This is a genomic window from Pseudoclavibacter sp. RFBI5, from assembly GCF_002931395.1.
Taxonomy (GTDB): Bacteria; Actinomycetota; Actinomycetes; order Actinomycetales; family Microbacteriaceae; genus Pseudoclavibacter.
The window spans coordinates 61,737-77,348 of sequence record NZ_PSYA01000002.1 but is presented as its reverse complement, the minus strand read 5'-3'; the positions used below and the strand labels follow the sequence as shown (position 1 = coordinate 77,348).

Genomic DNA, 15,612 nt, shown 5'->3' with positions numbered 1-15,612 from the left:
CGGCCTCGACGCCGGCCCTCATCGCTCAGCGGCGAGCGCGCGGAATACTGGCACGAGCGAGTCGGGCACCGGCTCGTAGGAGAAGCGATCGGGACCGGAGAATCGTGATCCCTCGTTCCACATGGCAGCCGTGACACCTGACGTTGCGGGGTCGTAGTCGATCTCGAAGCGACTCAGCTCCGAGACGTGCTGCATGAAGAGCTTCGATGCGCGCCCGTTGCCTTCACGGAACGGATGCGCATGGTTGACGTACGCGAACACCTCGGCAGCCGCGGCCGCGAACTGGTCGATGTCGAGCTCCGACCAGTCGAGCTCGTCGATGATCCGGGCGGCGTCCTCGAGGTATCTGGGGATGTCGTCGAGCTCCGCGAACCCGAACTGGTCTTTGTAGATGGGCACCGTGCGGTACTCCCCTGCCCACTCGTAGATGTTCCCGAAGAGCTGCCTGTGGAGCGCTTTCACGTGTGCAGCGTCGTATGTCTTCGGGATCGACAGCAGACCCTCTTCGACGAGCGCCTGCTGCGCATTCGCCTCGGCGAACTCCGCCCTCGCCAGATCGGCCTTGTCCCGCAGCCCGAAGAGGTTGCGCAGCACGGAACCGCCCGGCTCCCAGAGGTACGAATCCCAGGCGGCGCAGTCGGCCGCCATCAGCTCGCGGCAGCGTGCGCGTGCGTGCGCTCGATCGCACCGGCGACTCGACGGTCGTACTCGGCCTTGTCGATCGCTCCGCGCAGCAGGTCAGTCAGGTTCTCGACGTCTTCGCGATTCGGCACCCAGCCCTCGTGCCAGCTGGAGGCGAGCGCGTTCACGACGATCTTGCGCTGCTGTGCGCTCAGCGGGGCGAAGAGCTCCGGCCAACGCTCCTGGATGTCGAATTCGACGGCCATCTCGAGCCTCTCGCTCAGTGGGCTCCAAGTCTACCAAGCAGCCCATCCCGCACCCTGGCTTTACCGATCGATACAGCGTACCCTCTGTACCAATCGGTAAAGAGCCGGTGGCGACATCGAGGAGCTTCCATGGACGAGCGTCCACCCCTTCCCCCGTTCACAGCAGAGACCGCTGCACGCAAAGCGCGAGCGGCCGAAGATGCCTGGAACACGCGTGATCCCGAGCGGGTCTCCCTGGCCTACACCGTCGAGAGCGCCTGGCGGAACCGTGATCGGTTCGTGAACGGGCGCGCCGAGATCGTGGCGCTGCTCACAGAGAAGTGGAGCCGGGAGCTCGACTACCGGCTCATCAAGGAGGTCTGGGCCTACGAAGGGAACCACATCGCCGTCCGCTTCGTCTACGAGTCCCACACCGCGACGGGGCAATGGTTCCGCTCGTTCGGCAACGAGAATTGGGAGTTCGATGAGCACGGCCTGATGCGTCGTCGACTCGCGGCGATCAACGACGTTGCGATCGACGAGGCCGACCGACTCTTCCACTGGCCCCTCGGCCCGCGACCGAGCGATCACCCGGGGCTGACCGAGTTGGGCATCTGAGCGTCATGGCCAAGCCGTCGACGACTCGTGAAGCCGTGATCCCCCTCCTGACGGAGACATTCCGCGAGCACGGATACGAGGGGGCCAGCATGGCCATCCTCCAGGACGCGACCAGCCTCGGCCGCGGGAGCCTGTACCACTTCTTTCCCGGTGGCAAGGAAGAGATGGCGGCGGCAGTCCTCGCCGACATCCAGGCATGGTTCGACGAGCGCATCTTCACACCGCTGCGCGCCACCAGCACCAACGCGGAGGAGGCGCGACAGGGCATCCACGCCATGATCGACGAGGTACGGGCCTACTTCCGCTCCGGTCGGCGCGCGTGCCTCCCCGGCGCATTCGCCACCGGCCGCGAGCGCGACCAGTTCGATGAGGCCGTGCGCGGCTACTTCACCGAATGGGTCGACTCGCTCACTGCCGCCCTGGCCGCCGCGGGGTCGCCGGAGCCCCGCTCGCACGCGCTCCAACTGGTCGCTGCCATTCAGGGCGGCATCGTCCTCGCCCGCGCACTTGATGATCCCAACGCGTTCGACACCGTTCTCGACGCAGCATCGCCAGCGCGCAGGCGCTAGCGGCTCACTGCCGCTGGCGGTCACTCATCCTGAGTTCGGCCCGCGCCTGCGGCGATGCGATCGTGACGATCGTCTACTCGTCGAGCGCCCGCAGCGCGCGCAAGTGCACCCCTGCCCACGAGCGGAACGGCTTCCATGCCTCGGCGATCTCGTCGATCGAGCGATCAGCGCCGTAGCGCTTCATGACCTCCTCGCTCAGTCGACCCTCGTTGCGCGGCAGCACATCGGGGAAGTTCGCGCCGCGAATCACGACGAGCTCGGCCGAGAACGGCCCCATCCCCAGGATGCTCTGCACCTGGACGAACGCCTCGGACGACTGCAACGAGCGCAGGTAGGAGCCGGAGAGCTGGCCGTCGAGCGCGGCCTCGGCGATCGCGTGCAGGTACTCCGCCTTGCGCCCGGGCAGGGTGAGTGACGCCGCCCGCAGCGTGGCCGGAGACGGAAAGGCTCCGTCGTCGCCGAGCTGCAGCGTGAGCCGCGTCTTGATCGCCACCGCCTGGCGCATCTGCAGCCGTTGCGACAGCACCGACCACACGGCCGCCTCGTATGGCGAGAAGAAACCGCACGGCCTGAACCCGGGGAGCCGAGCCTGCGCTTCCGCGACGACCTCATCGCGCGCCGCGACATCGGGCCAGCCGCGCGCATCGATGTCTATCGACAGCAGCCGACGGACTTGCTCGGTCGCGGCATCCAGATCACCCGGGCCCTCCACCACGATGCGGACGGATGGCCCGTCCTGGGTGATGACGGCATCCACTCGCTGCCAGTCGGTATCGCAGAGAAAAGTGGTCTGGATGCCCGCGGTCTCCGTCTGGGAAGCGAGCCTGCCGGGGGCGACCCCCTCCCAGAAACGCTTGCTGGTGGCGAGCGACCAGGGCCCGACGATCTCGTGAACCGTCTCGAGTCGAGTCATGTGTCCGACCTTGTCGTGGAGAGTGATGGCAGTGCCGCCGGGCTCGGTGGAGGTCAGCGTGCGGCCAAAGGCTCCGTCGACGGGCGCTGGGAACGATCGCAAATATAGGGCCATCCACCTGGATCGAGACTCGGAGGCGGCCGACATCGGCCACCACCAGTCGATGGGCACGCCAGCAGGGAGGGCGCCGCTGAGCCGACGACGCCTTCCCTGCCCAATGCACCTCAGCGCCGAGGCTGGTCAGCCGATGCGCAGTGACAGAGGATCGTTCACGGCATAGATCGGGCTTTCACCGCGCAGTGCCCTCGCAACGTCGTCGAGCGCCTTGGACTTCGTCTCGGCGAGCGACTCCACGCTGTAGTGAGCAGAATGCGGGGTGAGGACCACGCGCTCCAGACCACGCAGCGGATTGGTTACCGACATGGGGGCCGGTTCGCCCTCACGAGCGTCGATCCCTGCCCCGGCGAGGCGCCCGGAACGGATCGCAGCAGCAAGCGCGCCCTCATCGACCAGGCCGCCTCGCGAGACGTTGATGAGTGCTGCGCCGGCGGGCATGCGATCGATGACGGCACTGCTGATGATGTTTCGCGTGGACTCGAGGAGGGGGACGTGCAGCGAGAGGATGTCCGACGTCTCCACCAGCTCGTCGAAGCTCACGGGAACGAATCCGAGCGCTCGGATGTCGTCGGCCGAGACACCCGGATCGTAGGCCTGGACGTGATATCCGATCGCCGAGGCCATGCTGGCCACGCGTCGGCCGATCCGTCCGATCCCGAGCAGCCCGAAGGTCTGGTCATCCGGTCGCCTGGTTCCGGCCGCGAGAGCGAGCGACGCCGTCCCGTCTCGGTGCATCGCCTGGTCGAGCGAGGCGATCCGCCGCGAGACTGAGAGCGCGAGCGTGATGGCGTGAACGGCCACTTCGCGGTAGTTCGAGTCCGGCACGTTGGTGACCCACATCCCATTGGAGGTTGCCGCATCGATATCGACACCATCCAGGCCGATACCGAATCTCGTGATGGATCGGCAGCGGGAGAGGCTGTCGATCACGCGGCGGCTCAGGGGCTCCGCCAACGCGATGATCGCGTCGGCGTCCCCGGCAACCCTGATCAGCTCGTCTTCAGTGGGTGCATCCACCGTCACGAACTCGACATCCATGCCGAGGAAGGCCTTCTCTGCTTCTTCGGCCAGCGGGACAGCGCTGTTGGTCAGGACCACTTTGTAGGACGCCATCAGCGGGTACCTGCGGTTTCTGCCTCGGTCGAGAGGCTCTGGATAGCGTGCCACTCGGACATCGCGCCGCTGACGGCCCAGTTCAGGTCGCCACCCGACAGGATCACCCGTGCTCCGCTCGCGAGGTACCGCTGCGCATCCGGAACCGTGAAGCAGAACGCGCCCGTGCCGACGCCGTGGGCGGCAGCGCTGCTCAGCACGCGATCGATGGCTGCCCAGTGCTCGTCCGATCCCATGCGAACGCCGAGGGAGAGGGCGAGATCGCCCGGGCCGATGATGACCGCGTCGAGGCCAGGAGTGGCAAGGATCTCATCGGCCGCTTCGACACCTTCCGCGGATTCGATCTGGATCGCGACGAGGACGCTGGCGTTGGTCACGGCGGAGTAGTCCGGGGATGCGAGGCTGGCTCCATAGGCAGCACCACGGCCAGGACCGCTTCCTCGCTTCCCCTCCGGGGCGTATCGAGCTCGTTCGACGACTTCAGCTGCCTGAGCCGCCGTCTCGATACGGGGAACGATGATGCCGGCGGCGCCTGCGTCGAGCACGCGGGAGATGTAGTGACCGACTTCGGGCACCCGCACGAGCGCGGGAGTCCTGTGCACGTCAGCAGCACGGACGAGCTGCTCGAGCTGCTCGATCGTCGTGGCGGAGTGCTCGAGGTCCATGCAGAGCACTTCGAAGGGGGTCGCGGCGAGGGCTTCGACGAGCGTGGGGGAACCGGTGAGGATCGTGGTGCCGATCACGGGTGCGTCTCGCACACGGGACCGGAGGTCGTACTGCGGCATTGCTGCTCATTTCTTTCTGGTGGTGCTGGTGGGATGTGTGCAGCGCGGAGTGCGGTGCATCGGTGAGACGTCGAGGATCATGCGGAGGACTTCACTCCGAGCCCGCGATGGGCAGATGCTGATTCCACTTCCTCAGCGGTGAGAGTCGGGCGGGCGATGAGCATTCCGACGATCGTCATCGTCTGAGCGAGCACGATCATGGCGGCGACGAGCCACGGCGCACCGCCGAGTGCGAGGACGAGAGCCGTCGCTATCAGCGGAGTAGGACCGGCGACCAGCGCCCCCTGCAGCTCACGCGAGGAGGTGAGACCTGATGATCGATATTCCGTGCGGAAGATGGCCGGGAGGATGATCAGCTGGGCGGCATTCCCAGCGGCCCAGCCGACAGCCCAGATGAGGACGCTCGCGACCACGATGAGCGGGAGGTTTCCCGTCTGGAGCGCCATGAAGTACGGGAACGCGAGGATGATGCCGCCGATCGCTCCCGCGTACAGGACGAGCTTGGCGCCCAGCTTGTCGGTCAACCGCCCCCAGAGTGGCAGGACCAGAACGCCGACTCCCATCATCACGAAGATCGTGAGCAGGGTCTCATCGGCGCTGAGCCCGATCTGACCCGAGAGGTAGCTGATGCCGAATGCCTGCGCGACGAAGCCGGTGACGTTCAGCCCTGATGGCAGGAGGAAACCGGCAATGAAGTTTCTCGGGCTCGCCTTGAACGCGTCCCCCATCGCCGCGAGCGGATTCCTGCGCGCCATCGGGGCCCGGCCGGCGTCACGCTCACGCTGGACTCGCTCGAACTCGGGCGATTCACCGACCTTTCGGCGCAGGAGGAGACCGATCACCGTGAGCACGGCCCCGAGCAGGAAGGGCACACGCCATCCCCACTCGAGGAACGCTTCGGAGGTCAGCGCGGCGCTGAGTCCCGTGAAGAGCACGAGCGAGAGGATCGCGCCCATCATGGATCCGACCAGCAGGAAGGAGGAGTGATAGCCCTTGGCCTTCTGCTGAGTGGATTCGTTGACGTAGATCATCGCCGAGGCCAGTTCGGCTCCTGCTCCGAATCCCTGCATGAGGCGGAACAGGACCAGGAGCGCTGGTGCCCAGATGCCGATCGCGGCGAACGGCGGGAGGAGACCGATGCTTGTCGTTGCGACTCCCATCAGGATGATCGAGAAGATCAGAACCGGGCGCCTGCCCCATCGGTCGCCAGCGGCGCCGAGGACGATGCCGCCGACCGGGCGGGCAGCGAAACCGACCGCGAACGTTGCGAAGGTTGCCAGCACCGCGACGGAACCCGCCCCTTCGGGGAAGAAGAGGGGCGCGATGACCAGGCCCGCGACGTAGGTGTACAGGCCGTACTCGTACCACTCGATGAATGTGCCTGCCGTCGCTGCGGCGATGGCGCGAAATGATCGCGCTCGGGTAAGTCCGTCTGCCGGCGATGTTGGGGACGCCACGACATCTTGGTTGGACACTAGAGCTCCTTTGCTCGGTTGAGGTCAGAGTATTGCGTACTGTCGACAATCGCAAGTCGCCTGTACTCTAAGAACATGGCCTCACGCAGCGACTTCCAGAAGATCAGACCCATGTCGCTGACCGATGAGGCCCAGATGCAGATTAAGGAGCAGATCCTGAACGGCACGCTCCGGCCGGGCGACACGCTGCCGGACTCGGTGATCGCCGAACGCATGGGGGTCAGCCGTTCGCCTGTGCGCGAAGCGCTGCGGCTGCTCGAGCAAGTCGGGCTGGTGGAGAAGGCGACCCATCGCGCATATCGCGTGCTCTCGATCGACCGCTCCGACCTCCCGGAGCTGGCCGCGCTGAGGGTTGCCGACGAACTCCTCGCCGTGCGACTCATCGTGCAGAACCGCACCCCGGTTGATTCGCTCCGCGTGCACATCGACGAGATGCGCACGGCGGAAAGCTCCGAGGAGTTCGTCGCAGCCGACACTGATTTCCACGCCGGCGTCGTCGCCCTGGCCGGGCTGCCGCGGCTGTCGAGTCGCTACGGGGCTTTGCGCGACCAGATCCGACTCGCGCTGAGCGTGACGCCGCACCCGTCCGGTCTTGGGACTCCCGAGTTCCTCCGGTCTCACGAGGAGTTGTATGACCTGCTGGAGGCGGCTCTGGCCCACGGGCAGACACGCGAGCTGCTCCGAGCTTGGGAACTCCACGTCCTGGCGGGCATGTCATCGACGGGAATGCTGACGCCGCAGGACTAGGCCGACTTCGGCGCAGCACGCGGTGCTGCCCAGCAGAACGCTGTGCACATGCGGCCTCCCCCACGGCCCCCTAGGAGAACTTGCGGCCCTCGTCGCGCTTGTACAGGAACACGGCGAGGAAGCCGAGGACCGCAGTCCAGGCGAGGATGCCGAGCAGCGCCCACACGGGGAACTCGCTTCCGGAGACGGTCGCGATGACGAGCTCGCGGGCCTGGCGGACGGGCAGCACCTTCGACGCCGAGTCGAGCCAGTCGGGGAACAGGAAGGGCGGCAGGAACAGGCCCCCGCCGAACGCGAGCAGGAACATGAGCACCTGCGTGATCGCGATGGCGGCCTTCGGGCCGGCCGTCGTGCCGACGATCGCGCCGATGAGGGCGGAGGGAACCGCGGTGAGCACGACGGCGACGAGTCCGAGCAGCACGCGCATCGGGGTCGGGTCGGCGGCCGTGAACAGTCCGCCGACGACGAGCAGGGGGATGATGGCCAGCGTGGCCATGACCAGCGTGCTGATCACGAGACCCGCGATGCGCGCCGACGGCTTGCCGGGCAGCGTGCGCAGGTAGGGCACCCACGGCTTCGACCGCTGCTCCGCCAGGTCGAGGCCGAGGCTGAAGAGGCCGTTCGTCATGAATGCGAAGACGATCATGGACGCGGTGGCCTGCGTCGCGAACGCCGGGTCGTCGACGATGGCGCTCTGCGGCAGCACGAAGAAGCAGAACGCGAGCGTCGGGAAGACGAGCGAGCCGATCACGGCGATGGGCACGCGTGCGGTCTCGATGAGCGAGTACTTGACGTGCGTGGCGATGAGTCCTGCAGTGGACATGGTCCTCAGCTCCTGTTCTGGGCGTTCTGCGTCATGGCGAGGAACGCCTCCTCGAGCGTGGCTCCGCGAACCGTCAGGTCCGTGAAGGGGGCACCGGATGCGACGAGCGAGCGGATGAACGCATCCGAGTCGCGGACGAGTGCCGTCACGAGCCCCGCATCCGCTGTCCGCCCACCGGACGCCGAACCCTCGACAGCTTCGGTGAGGGCGTCGGCGTCGATGGCCTGGATGCGCGCGACGTCCACACCGCGCATCGTGACGCGTCGCCGGGAGACGCTGCCGACGACCGAGGCGAGGCTGCCGTCGGTGATGACGCTGCCGTGGTCGATGACGACGACTCGCTCGGCGAGCTGCTCGATCTCCTCGAGGTGGTGGCTCGTGACGATGACCGCGCAACCGCTGCGGTGCTTGGCACGGAGGGCATCCCAGAGGCTGCGCCTCGCATCGACGTCGAGGCCCGTGGTCGGCTCGTCGAGGAGCACGAGCTCGGGGTCGCCGACGAAGGCGAGGGCCACGGCGAGCCGACGCTGCTGCCCGCCAGAGAGCGAGCCGCACTGCTTGCCGAGCAGGGGGCCGAGGTCGAACGCATCCACCAGCCCTCCCCTCGCCGCGGGTCTCGGGAAGTGCGCGGCGACGTAGTCCAGCACCTCCCCGACCTTGAGGGCCTCCGGCAGCGCGCTCGCCTGCGGTGTCGAGCCGACGCGGGTGCGGGTGCGCACGTCGAGCGGGTCGCCGTCGAAGAGACGGACCGTGCCGGTCGTGGGCGAGCGGAGGCCGAGCAGGAGCGACAGCAGCGTCGTCTTGCCCGCGCCGTTCGGGCCGAGGAGACCCACGCACTCCCCCGCCCGGACGTCGAGGGTGACGCCGTCGAGGGCCGCGTGCTGGCCGAAGCGCTTCACGACGTCGGTGACCTCGACGATGGATCGTGCCGGCGTGGTGGCGCGCTGTTCGCGGGTGGGCTGTGCGTCCATGTCATCCTCCGAGGAGCTTCAGGAGCGCCGTCCGGTAGCTGCGAAACGCTGCGCGTCCGGCGGGGCTGATGGTCAGATACGTGATGGGCTTGCGGCCGGCGAAGGCCTTGTCGATGACGACGTAGCCGGCGTCCTCGAGCTTCGAGAGGTGCGTCGTGAGGTTCCCGGCGGTCATGTCGAGGAGGCTGCGGAGCTTCGAGAAGGTCATCTCGTCGCCGTCGTCGAGGCTCTCGGCGAGGGTCGTCATGATGCGCAGCCGAGCAGGGGCGTGGATGATCGGATCGAGGTCGATGCTCGTGTCGCTCATGCGGCCACCTCGTCTCGCAGCGTCGGCTCGCTCGAGATGACGCCCGTGCGCAGCAGCACGATGAACGTGATGAAGATGAGCGGACCCACAGTGCCGTAGACGAGGTAGTGGGTTGGGGCGCCGAGCGCCGTCGCCACGACCACGAGGGCGACGACTGCGGCGCCGAGCGCGAACTGCGCTTTCGATCGTGACATGGCAGCGCCCGCCATGTAGAGGACGCCGATCGTGAGGGCGAAGATGCCGGGCATGAGGAGCGGCGCGAGCAGGGGATCGTTCACCTGGCGCAGGAGCGACGCCGCGAAGAACCAGGCACCGATCATCGAGATCGACCAGGAGAAGCCGTAGAGCATTCCTGCGGTGTTGCTGCGGCCGCGCATCCCGCGGCCCATGGAGATGCCGGAGACCGCCGAGACGATGATGCCGATGACCATGAGCACCCCGAAGACGATGAATGCGGTCGCGGTCGGGATGCGCAGCGCCGGGTTGCCGCCGCCGTCCTCGGCACTCCAGAGGGCGAGGAATCCGACGAGCCAGGCGAGGGCCCACGTGGCGAGCAGGATGTAGAGGGCCCGGTCGAGGCGGGTGCGCGTGGTGCGCTGCTGCTCGCGCATGAGGGCCAGCATCTCGCTCGGCGCGAGGGCTGCCTCGTCGTCCTGCGACGGGGTGATGCCGGCGGGGGTCGAGCTTCCGTTTGTCTCCATGCAAAGTAGTTTGCGTTACAAACTGGTTTGCGTCAACCGCGATACCTGGGCGATAGCCTTGATCGCATGCGCATCGCCACCTGGAACGTCAACTCCATCCGGGCCCGCTCGGGCCGAGTCATCGACTGGATGGTGCGGGCCGACATCGACGTGCTCGCGATGCAGGAGATCAAGTGCAAGCCGGAGCAGTTCCCTCGCGAGGTGTTCGAGGAGGCCGGCTACGAGCTCGAGATCCACGGCCTCAACCAGTGGAACGGCGTGGCCTTCGCGAGCCGCCTCCCCATGAGCGACCCTGAGATCACGTTCGCCGACATGCCCGGCTTCGGCAAGACGACCCCGGAGGGCACGCTCCCCCTCGAGGCCCGCGCGCTCGGCGTCACCGTCGAGGACCTCCGCCTCTGGTCGCTCTACGTGCCGAACGGGCGCGAGCTCACGCACGAGCACTACACCTACAAGCTCGCCTGGCTGAAGGCGCTGCTCGCCGACATGACCACGTGGCGGCAGGCGCATCCGGACACCCCGCTGGCCCTCATGGGCGACTTCAACATCGCGCCCCTCGACATCGACGTGTGGGACCTCGCCGCCTTCGTCGACTCGACGCACATCTCGGCCCCCGAGCGTGCCGCGTTCGAGGCGTTCCTCGAGGCCGGCTTCGTCGACACCGTCCGCTCGCGTGGCGTCGAGGGCTACACGTACTGGGACTACAAGCAGCTCCGCTTCCCCCGCAACGAGGGCATGCGCATCGACTTCATCCTCGGGAACACCGAGTTCGACGACCTCGTCGTGGATGCATCCATCGAGCGCGACGAGCGCAAGGGCGACGGCCCGAGCGACCATGTGCCCGTCGTCGTGGAGCTCGACCTCGAGACCTCCCTCGACGACGACCGCCCGATGATCTTCTAGAGCCGGCACCGGGATAGGAACCTGGCTACTTCTCGGAGCCGGCGACCATGCCCTTGATGAAGTACTTCTGCAGGAAGAGGTAGGCCACGAACACCGGCAGGACGGCGAGCAGCGATGCCGCCGCGGCGGCCGGGAGGTTGCTGCTCTGCACCGAGAAGAACGAGGCGATCGCGGGGGCGATGGTCTGCATCTCAGGCGAGGTGAGGATGTACCCGGAGATCGCGAACTCGTTCCACACGGCGACGCCGGTGAGGATCACGACGGTCGCGGTGACCGGCTTGAGCATGGGGAACACGACGAGGAAGAGGATCTGCAGTCGGTTCGCGCCGTCGATGGTGGCCGCCTCCTCCACCGATTGAGGCAACGACCTCATGAACGCCGTGTAGAGGAAGATGCTCAGCGGCAGCTGGTGGGTGACCATGACGAGGATCGCGCCCCAGTACGTGTTGAGCGCTCCCATCTGGTTGAGCAGCGTGTACAGCGGAACGAGGATCGACAGCGGCGGCACCATGATGAGGCCGAGGATGCCGAACGAGACGATGCTGTTGAGTGTCGAGGCGCGTCGGGCGAGCGGATACGCGGCAAGTGCTCCCAGCACGCACACGAGCACCGTCGAGACTCCGGTGACAATGACGCTGTTGCCGATGGCGCGCAGGATGTTGCCGCTCTCGACGGCGATGGCGAAGTTGCCGAAGAAGATGTCCGTCGTCGGGAACAGCCATTGGGAGGAGCGGTCGGTGCGCTCTTTGAACGCCGTGGTGACGGCGATGAAGAACGGGAGCAGCTGCACGGCGGAGGCGACGATGAGGACGGCGCCGAGCCCGAGGGCCGTCCCCGTGGCTCGGCTCGTTCGCTTCGGGCGGCCGGTGCTGCGCGCACGCCCGCCGCTGCGAGGCGGCTTGGTCGGTGGGGCTGGATGCTCCACCTTCGATTCGGTCACGGTCGTTGCAGTCATGCGCGGTCCAGTCGTCGTCGGTTGAGCAGGGTGTTGAGCCCGAGGGTGAAGAGCACGATCACGAGGAACAGCACGATGCCCATCCCCGAGGCGTAGCCGGCGCTCTGGTTGTCGAAGTAGGCGACGCCGATGAGCGTCGAGACAGAGTTGGTCGAGTAGCCGGGGCCTCCGCCGGTGAGCACGACGATGACGTCGAAGAGCTTCAGCCCGCCGATGAGGTTGAGCACGATGCTCGTCGCGAACGCCGGCTGCAGGAGGGGCAGCGTGATGTGCCAGAACTGCTTCCAGTACCCGGCGCCGTCGAGGGTGGATGCCTCGTAGAGCTCGGTGGGGATCGATTGCAGCCCGGCGAGGTAGATGATCATGGAGACGCCCACGAACTGCAGCGAGTTGACGAGCACGATGATGGCGATCGCGGCGCCCGAGTCGCTGAGCCAGGCGACGCGCTCGCCGCCGAGCCCGACGACGATGTCGTTGAAGGCGCCGTTGTTGTACTGGAAGAGCAGGTAGTACATGGTGCCCATGACCACGGGCGAGACGAGCACCGGCAGGTAGATGATCGCCCGGGCCAGGTTGCGGCCGCGCACCTTCTGGTCGAGGGCGAGCGCGAGCCCGAGCCCGAGGGCCTGCTGGATGATGGTCGACCCGAAGCCGTAGATGAACGTGTTGATGAGCACGAGCCGGAACGTCTCGTCCTGGAAGAGGCGAGTGTAGTTCGAGAAGCCGACGTCGCTGCGGTCGGCGCTGTACCCGTTCCAGTTCGTGAAGGAGATGGCGGCGCCCGTCACGAGCGGGTAGATGGTGAAGACGGCGAACAGCAGGAGGGCCGGCACGTAGAGCAGGTTCATCCCTGCTCCGGCGAGAGGGGAGGACCCCCTGCTCCGCCGCGCCCTTGGTGCTCTGGCTGGCAGCTTCTGCGGCGTTCTTGCAGTGTCAAGCGAGCTCATGGGGATCTCCTCTCAGCATCCGCTCGCCGTTCAGCTCTGGCCCCAGAGGCTGGTGAAGTCGGCGTCGACCTGGGTCACGGCCTGGTCGACGCTGGACTGGCCGGTGATGATCGAGTCGGTGGTGGTCACCATCGTGTTCCACATGCCGTTGGGCAGGTAGACGCGGTCGAAGTACGGCACGAGCGGCGCTGAGCCGGAGATGACGTGGGTGTCGAACGACTCCTGCAGCGGGCCGAGGTCGGCCGAGGCGTCGGTGAGTCCGGGGAGGTTGCCGACGGATTCGGCGAGCACGGTGATGTTCTCCGGCTGCGCGAGGAACGCCAGGTAGGCCTTCGCGTCGTCGAGGTGCTCGCTCGTCTTCGAGATGCCGAAGGCGTTGAACTCTCCGCCGACCAGGTACGGGTCTTCGTCCGTGAGGGAGGGGACGGGCATGAAGCCGAGGTTGGCGTCTGGGTTGTACTGCAGGGCGTTGTTGGCTGCCTGGTTCTGGCTGAAGACGAAGGCGGTGTTGCCGTCGGCGAGCGCGCGCGACACGTCGTCGGAGGTCGCCGAGGAATAGTCGGGGTTGAAGTAGCCGGAGGTGCGCCACCCGTCGATGAGGTCGAGCGTCGTCGCGTAGGGCGCGTCGACGAACGAACCGGCGCTGAGCTCGTCGAGCTGCTCGGGCGTGTAGGCGCCGGCGACGATCCAGTCGGCGAGGTTGCCGGCCGGGCCACCGTCCTTGCCGGACACTGCGATCGGGGCGATCCCGCTCGCATCGACGGCCGCGGCGGCTTCGGCGAAGTCGTCCCAGGTGGAGATGGAGGCGGGGTCGACGCCGGCCGCGGTGAGCACGTCGGCGTTGTAGATGATGCCTGCGACGTCGGTGTCGATGGGGAGGGCGAAGAACTCGCCGGCGTCGTTGCGCATGGCCGAGTCGAGGGCTGGGTTGAAGTTGGCGGCCCAGGCCTCGTTCTGGAGGGGCTCAAGGAACTCGCTGTAGCGGAGGAGCGACCATCCGTGGGTGGCGAAGATGTCCGGGGCGTCGCCTGCTGCGAGCCTGACCTTCATGTCGGCCTCGTACTGCGAGCTGGGCGCGACGAGGTCGATCGTGACGCCCGGGTTGGCTTCTTCGAAGGCGGCAGTCACTTCCTCGAGGGCGATCATGAGCTTGGAGTCGACCGAGGCGTTGGTCTGGAACTCGATGGTCGTGCCGGATTCGGCGGAGCCGCCACTGCAGCCGGTGAGGGCGAGGAGGAGCGTCGCTGCGACGGAGGCTGCCGCGACGGTGGTAGCGCGAGACTTCATTGTCATTCCTTCGTGTGGGCGATGGATCCGGCCGACCGCAAGGACGCGGATGGCTCCATCGCTATCTGCCGACAATTTATGCGAGTAAATATTTAACCGCAAGGGCCAATAATTCAGACACATAACGTGTTGACGCGAGTAAATACTCATGCGATGCTCGAGGTCCGCGCCCGACTCCCCACCGTGGTGGAGCCAGGGTTTTCCTGTCACCTTGAAAGGTCACCAATGTCGCTGTCCCTGGGAATCGTCGGAGCCGGTCAGTTCGCCGGCCAGTTCGCCACCCTCTTCAAACTCCACCCCGGCGTCGACCGGATCCTCGTGACCGACGTGCTGTCCGAGCGCGCGGAGGCGCTCAACGCATCCGCCGACCTCGACGGAACCGCCGAGAGCTTCGAGGCCCTCCTCGCCGACGACTCGATCGACGCGATCGCCCTCTTCACCCAGCGCTGGACGCACGGTCCGCTGGTGCTCCGCGCGCTGCAGGCTGGCAAGCACGTGTACTCGGCAGTGCCCATGGCCATCTCGGAAGACGAGATCGCCGCCATCATCGAGGCGGTGCGCGAGACCGGCCTCACCTACATGATGGGCGAGACCAGCTACTACAACCCGGCGACGATCTACGCGCGCAACCAGCTCGCCGACGGGAAGTTCGGGCGCATCTTCTACGCCGAGGGCGACTACGTCCACGACATGGACCTGGGCTTCTACGATGCCTACGCCTACTCGGGAGGCGCCGAGTGGAAGCGCACCGCGAGCTACCCGCCCATGCTCTACCCGACCCACTCCATCGGCGGCGTCCTCGGCGCCATCCCGGGCCACGCCACCAGCGTGAGCTGCATCGGCGTGGTCGACGATCGCCAGGACGGCGTCTTCGACCGCGAGATCAGCATGTTCGACAACAACTTCTCGAACGCGACGGCCCTCTTCGAGCTCTCCGAGGGCGGGTCCATGCGGATCAACGAGATGCGTCGCGTCGGCTACCCCTCGCACATCCGCGAGAGCCGGTTCCGCTACTTCGGCACGGAGGGCAGCTTCGAGCAGCTCGCCGAGGTCGCCGTGTGGCAGGACAAGCAGGGCGTCACGGATGTCTCCGACCTCATCGCGACGGATGCGACTGCGGATGCCGACGACCCGTCGCTCGCGCACGTCGCCCCCGCCCTGCGCGACGCGTTCGTGTCCGGACACTCGAAGGTGCACGACACCTCGCGGCTCCCCGCGGAGTTCTCAGGTGTCCACAACGGACACGAGGGCAGCCACCACTTCCTCGTCGACGACTTCGTCACCGCCGTCAACAACCGCACCCTCCCGCCCGTCAACGCCTGGGTCGCCGCGCGCTTCACGCTGCCAGGCATCGTCGCGCACCGCTCTGCCCTGGCGGGTGGAGAGCGACTCCCGATCAACGACTTCGGCGACGCACCCGCGGCGCTCGGTGCAGTGAGCGCCGACGCCGCACGCGCCTGACGGAGCGAGCGATGAAGATGCGGGCGTCCGAGGATTCGGGCGCCCGCATCGACC

At 67.0% G+C, this 15,612-nt stretch carries 18 protein-coding genes; 5 read left to right on the top strand and 13 right to left on the bottom strand.

Going from position 1 to position 15,612, the window contains the following annotated elements; all coding sequences use genetic code 11:
- Positions 1–18: 18 nt before the first annotated feature.
- Positions 19–648 carry a Fic family protein gene (locus C5E06_RS00995; RefSeq protein WP_104305708.1) on the bottom strand — a complete coding sequence of 210 codons (630 nt, stop codon included), beginning with the start codon at positions 646–648 and terminating at the stop codon, positions 19–21.
- The gene (locus tag C5E06_RS00990) at positions 648–887 is read right to left on the bottom strand and encodes an antitoxin VbhA family protein (RefSeq protein WP_104297985.1); all 240 of its coding nucleotides are present in this window, start codon (positions 885–887) and stop codon (positions 648–650) included. Before C5E06_RS00990 ends, C5E06_RS00995 begins: the two co-directional genes overlap by 1 nt.
- Before the next feature lie 129 nt (positions 888–1,016).
- Here C5E06_RS00990 and C5E06_RS00985 point away from each other — a divergent pair, with 129 nt between their 5' ends.
- The gene (locus C5E06_RS00985) at positions 1,017–1,484 is read left to right on the top strand and encodes a nuclear transport factor 2 family protein (RefSeq protein WP_104305707.1); all 468 of its coding nucleotides are present in this window, start codon (positions 1,017–1,019) and stop codon (positions 1,482–1,484) included.
- Positions 1,485–1,489: 5 nt separating this feature from the next.
- The gene (locus C5E06_RS00980) at positions 1,490–2,053 is read left to right on the top strand and encodes a TetR/AcrR family transcriptional regulator (protein WP_104305706.1); all 564 of its coding nucleotides are present in this window, start codon (positions 1,490–1,492) and stop codon (positions 2,051–2,053) included.
- 73 nt (positions 2,054–2,126) lie between these two features.
- On the opposite strand, the gene C5E06_RS00975 is transcribed toward C5E06_RS00980, so the two are convergent.
- From C5E06_RS00975 to C5E06_RS00960, 4 genes are all read right to left on the bottom strand, one after another.
- Positions 2,127–2,810 (bottom strand): DNA-3-methyladenine glycosylase, encoded by a 684-nt coding sequence (locus C5E06_RS00975; protein WP_219820167.1) that lies wholly within the window; start codon positions 2,808–2,810, stop codon positions 2,127–2,129.
- Between the two features lie 396 nt (positions 2,811–3,206).
- Positions 3,207–4,196 (bottom strand): C-terminal binding protein, encoded by a 990-nt coding sequence (locus tag C5E06_RS00970; RefSeq protein WP_104239995.1) that lies wholly within the window; start codon positions 4,194–4,196, stop codon positions 3,207–3,209.
- A complete protein-coding gene (locus C5E06_RS00965) occupies positions 4,196–4,981 on the bottom strand; it encodes an HpcH/HpaI aldolase/citrate lyase family protein (protein ID WP_104239994.1) in 786 nt (261 codons plus the stop codon). The genes C5E06_RS00970 and C5E06_RS00965 overlap by 1 nt, the downstream gene beginning before the upstream one ends.
- Before the next feature lie 77 nt (positions 4,982–5,058).
- Positions 5,059–6,456, bottom strand: a complete 1,398-nt coding sequence (locus C5E06_RS00960) for an MFS transporter (protein WP_104305705.1) — start codon at positions 6,454–6,456, stop codon at positions 5,059–5,061.
- A 75-nt stretch (positions 6,457–6,531) separates the two neighbouring features.
- Here C5E06_RS00960 and C5E06_RS00955 point away from each other — a divergent pair, with 75 nt between their 5' ends.
- Positions 6,532–7,203, top strand: coding sequence for a GntR family transcriptional regulator (locus tag C5E06_RS00955; protein WP_104305704.1), 672 nt, complete (start codon positions 6,532–6,534; stop codon positions 7,201–7,203).
- A 70-nt stretch (positions 7,204–7,273) separates the two neighbouring features.
- Here C5E06_RS00955 and C5E06_RS00950 read toward each other — a convergent pair whose 3' ends face one another.
- Genes C5E06_RS00950 through C5E06_RS00935 form a run of 4 tightly spaced genes read right to left on the bottom strand, consistent with a single transcriptional unit; the run spans position 7,274 to position 10,005 of the window.
- Positions 7,274–8,026 carry an ABC transporter permease gene (locus tag C5E06_RS00950; RefSeq protein ID WP_104297982.1) on the bottom strand — a complete coding sequence of 251 codons (753 nt, stop codon included), beginning with the start codon at positions 8,024–8,026 and terminating at the stop codon, positions 7,274–7,276.
- 5 nt (positions 8,027–8,031) lie between these two features.
- Positions 8,032–8,997 carry an ABC transporter ATP-binding protein gene (locus C5E06_RS00945; RefSeq protein ID WP_104305703.1) on the bottom strand — a complete coding sequence of 322 codons (966 nt, stop codon included), beginning with the start codon at positions 8,995–8,997 and terminating at the stop codon, positions 8,032–8,034.
- A 1-nt stretch (position 8,998) separates the two neighbouring features.
- Positions 8,999–9,304 (bottom strand): transcriptional regulator, encoded by a 306-nt coding sequence (locus tag C5E06_RS00940; protein WP_104239989.1) that lies wholly within the window; start codon positions 9,302–9,304, stop codon positions 8,999–9,001.
- Complete coding sequence (locus tag C5E06_RS00935; RefSeq protein ID WP_104305702.1) at positions 9,301–10,005, bottom strand: hypothetical protein; 705 nt, start codon at positions 10,003–10,005, stop codon at positions 9,301–9,303. Before C5E06_RS00935 ends, C5E06_RS00940 begins: the two co-directional genes overlap by 4 nt.
- A 66-nt stretch (positions 10,006–10,071) precedes the next feature.
- Between C5E06_RS00935 and C5E06_RS00930 the strand changes: the two genes are divergently transcribed.
- A complete protein-coding gene (locus C5E06_RS00930) occupies positions 10,072–10,908 on the top strand; it encodes an exodeoxyribonuclease III (RefSeq protein ID WP_104297979.1) in 837 nt (278 codons plus the stop codon).
- Positions 10,909–10,933: 25 nt separating this feature from the next.
- On the opposite strand, the gene C5E06_RS00925 is transcribed toward C5E06_RS00930, so the two are convergent.
- The 3 genes from C5E06_RS00925 to C5E06_RS00915 form a co-directional block, all read right to left on the bottom strand.
- A complete protein-coding gene (locus C5E06_RS00925; RefSeq protein WP_104239986.1) occupies positions 10,934–11,863 on the bottom strand; it encodes a carbohydrate ABC transporter permease in 930 nt (309 codons plus the stop codon).
- Entirely contained in the window at positions 11,860–12,711 is an 852-nt protein-coding gene (locus C5E06_RS00920) for a carbohydrate ABC transporter permease (RefSeq protein ID WP_219820166.1), read from the bottom strand. Before C5E06_RS00920 ends, C5E06_RS00925 begins: the two co-directional genes overlap by 4 nt.
- Before the next feature lie 129 nt (positions 12,712–12,840).
- Positions 12,841–14,097, bottom strand: coding sequence for an ABC transporter substrate-binding protein (locus C5E06_RS00915; protein WP_104239984.1), 1,257 nt, complete (start codon positions 14,095–14,097; stop codon positions 12,841–12,843).
- Positions 14,098–14,322: 225 nt separating this feature from the next.
- Between C5E06_RS00915 and C5E06_RS00910 the strand changes: the two genes are divergently transcribed.
- Positions 14,323–15,558, top strand: coding sequence for a Gfo/Idh/MocA family protein (locus C5E06_RS00910; protein ID WP_104305700.1), 1,236 nt, complete (start codon positions 14,323–14,325; stop codon positions 15,556–15,558).
- Positions 15,559–15,612: the final 54 nt, after the last annotated feature.

Coding starts and splice junctions, on each gene's coding strand:
- C5E06_RS00995 (WP_104305708.1), bottom strand. CDS start 648: ATGGCGGCCGACTGCGCCGCCTGGGATTCGTACCTCTGGGAGCCGGGC.
- C5E06_RS00990 (WP_104297985.1), bottom strand. CDS start 887: ATGGCCGTCGAATTCGACATCCAGGAGCGTTGGCCGGAGCTCTTCGCC.
- C5E06_RS00985 (WP_104305707.1), top strand. CDS start 1,017: ATGGACGAGCGTCCACCCCTTCCCCCGTTCACAGCAGAGACCGCTGCA.
- C5E06_RS00980 (WP_104305706.1), top strand. CDS start 1,490: ATGGCCAAGCCGTCGACGACTCGTGAAGCCGTGATCCCCCTCCTGACG.
- C5E06_RS00970 (WP_104239995.1), bottom strand. CDS start 4,196: ATGGCGTCCTACAAAGTGGTCCTGACCAACAGCGCTGTCCCGCTGGCC.
- C5E06_RS00965 (WP_104239994.1), bottom strand. CDS start 4,981: ATGCCGCAGTACGACCTCCGGTCCCGTGTGCGAGACGCACCCGTGATC.
- C5E06_RS00955 (WP_104305704.1), top strand. CDS start 6,532: ATGGCCTCACGCAGCGACTTCCAGAAGATCAGACCCATGTCGCTGACC.
- C5E06_RS00950 (WP_104297982.1), bottom strand. CDS start 8,026: ATGTCCACTGCAGGACTCATCGCCACGCACGTCAAGTACTCGCTCATC.
- C5E06_RS00945 (WP_104305703.1), bottom strand. CDS start 8,997: ATGGACGCACAGCCCACCCGCGAACAGCGCGCCACCACGCCGGCACGA.
- C5E06_RS00940 (WP_104239989.1), bottom strand. CDS start 9,304: ATGAGCGACACGAGCATCGACCTCGATCCGATCATCCACGCCCCTGCT.
- C5E06_RS00935 (WP_104305702.1), bottom strand. CDS start 10,005: ATGGAGACAAACGGAAGCTCGACCCCCGCCGGCATCACCCCGTCGCAG.
- C5E06_RS00930 (WP_104297979.1), top strand. CDS start 10,072: ATGCGCATCGCCACCTGGAACGTCAACTCCATCCGGGCCCGCTCGGGC.
- C5E06_RS00925 (WP_104239986.1), bottom strand. CDS start 11,863: ATGACTGCAACGACCGTGACCGAATCGAAGGTGGAGCATCCAGCCCCA.
- C5E06_RS00920 (WP_219820166.1), bottom strand. CDS start 12,711: ATGAACCTGCTCTACGTGCCGGCCCTCCTGCTGTTCGCCGTCTTCACC.
- C5E06_RS00915 (WP_104239984.1), bottom strand. CDS start 14,097: ATGAAGTCTCGCGCTACCACCGTCGCGGCAGCCTCCGTCGCAGCGACG.
- C5E06_RS00910 (WP_104305700.1), top strand. CDS start 14,323: ATGTCGCTGTCCCTGGGAATCGTCGGAGCCGGTCAGTTCGCCGGCCAG.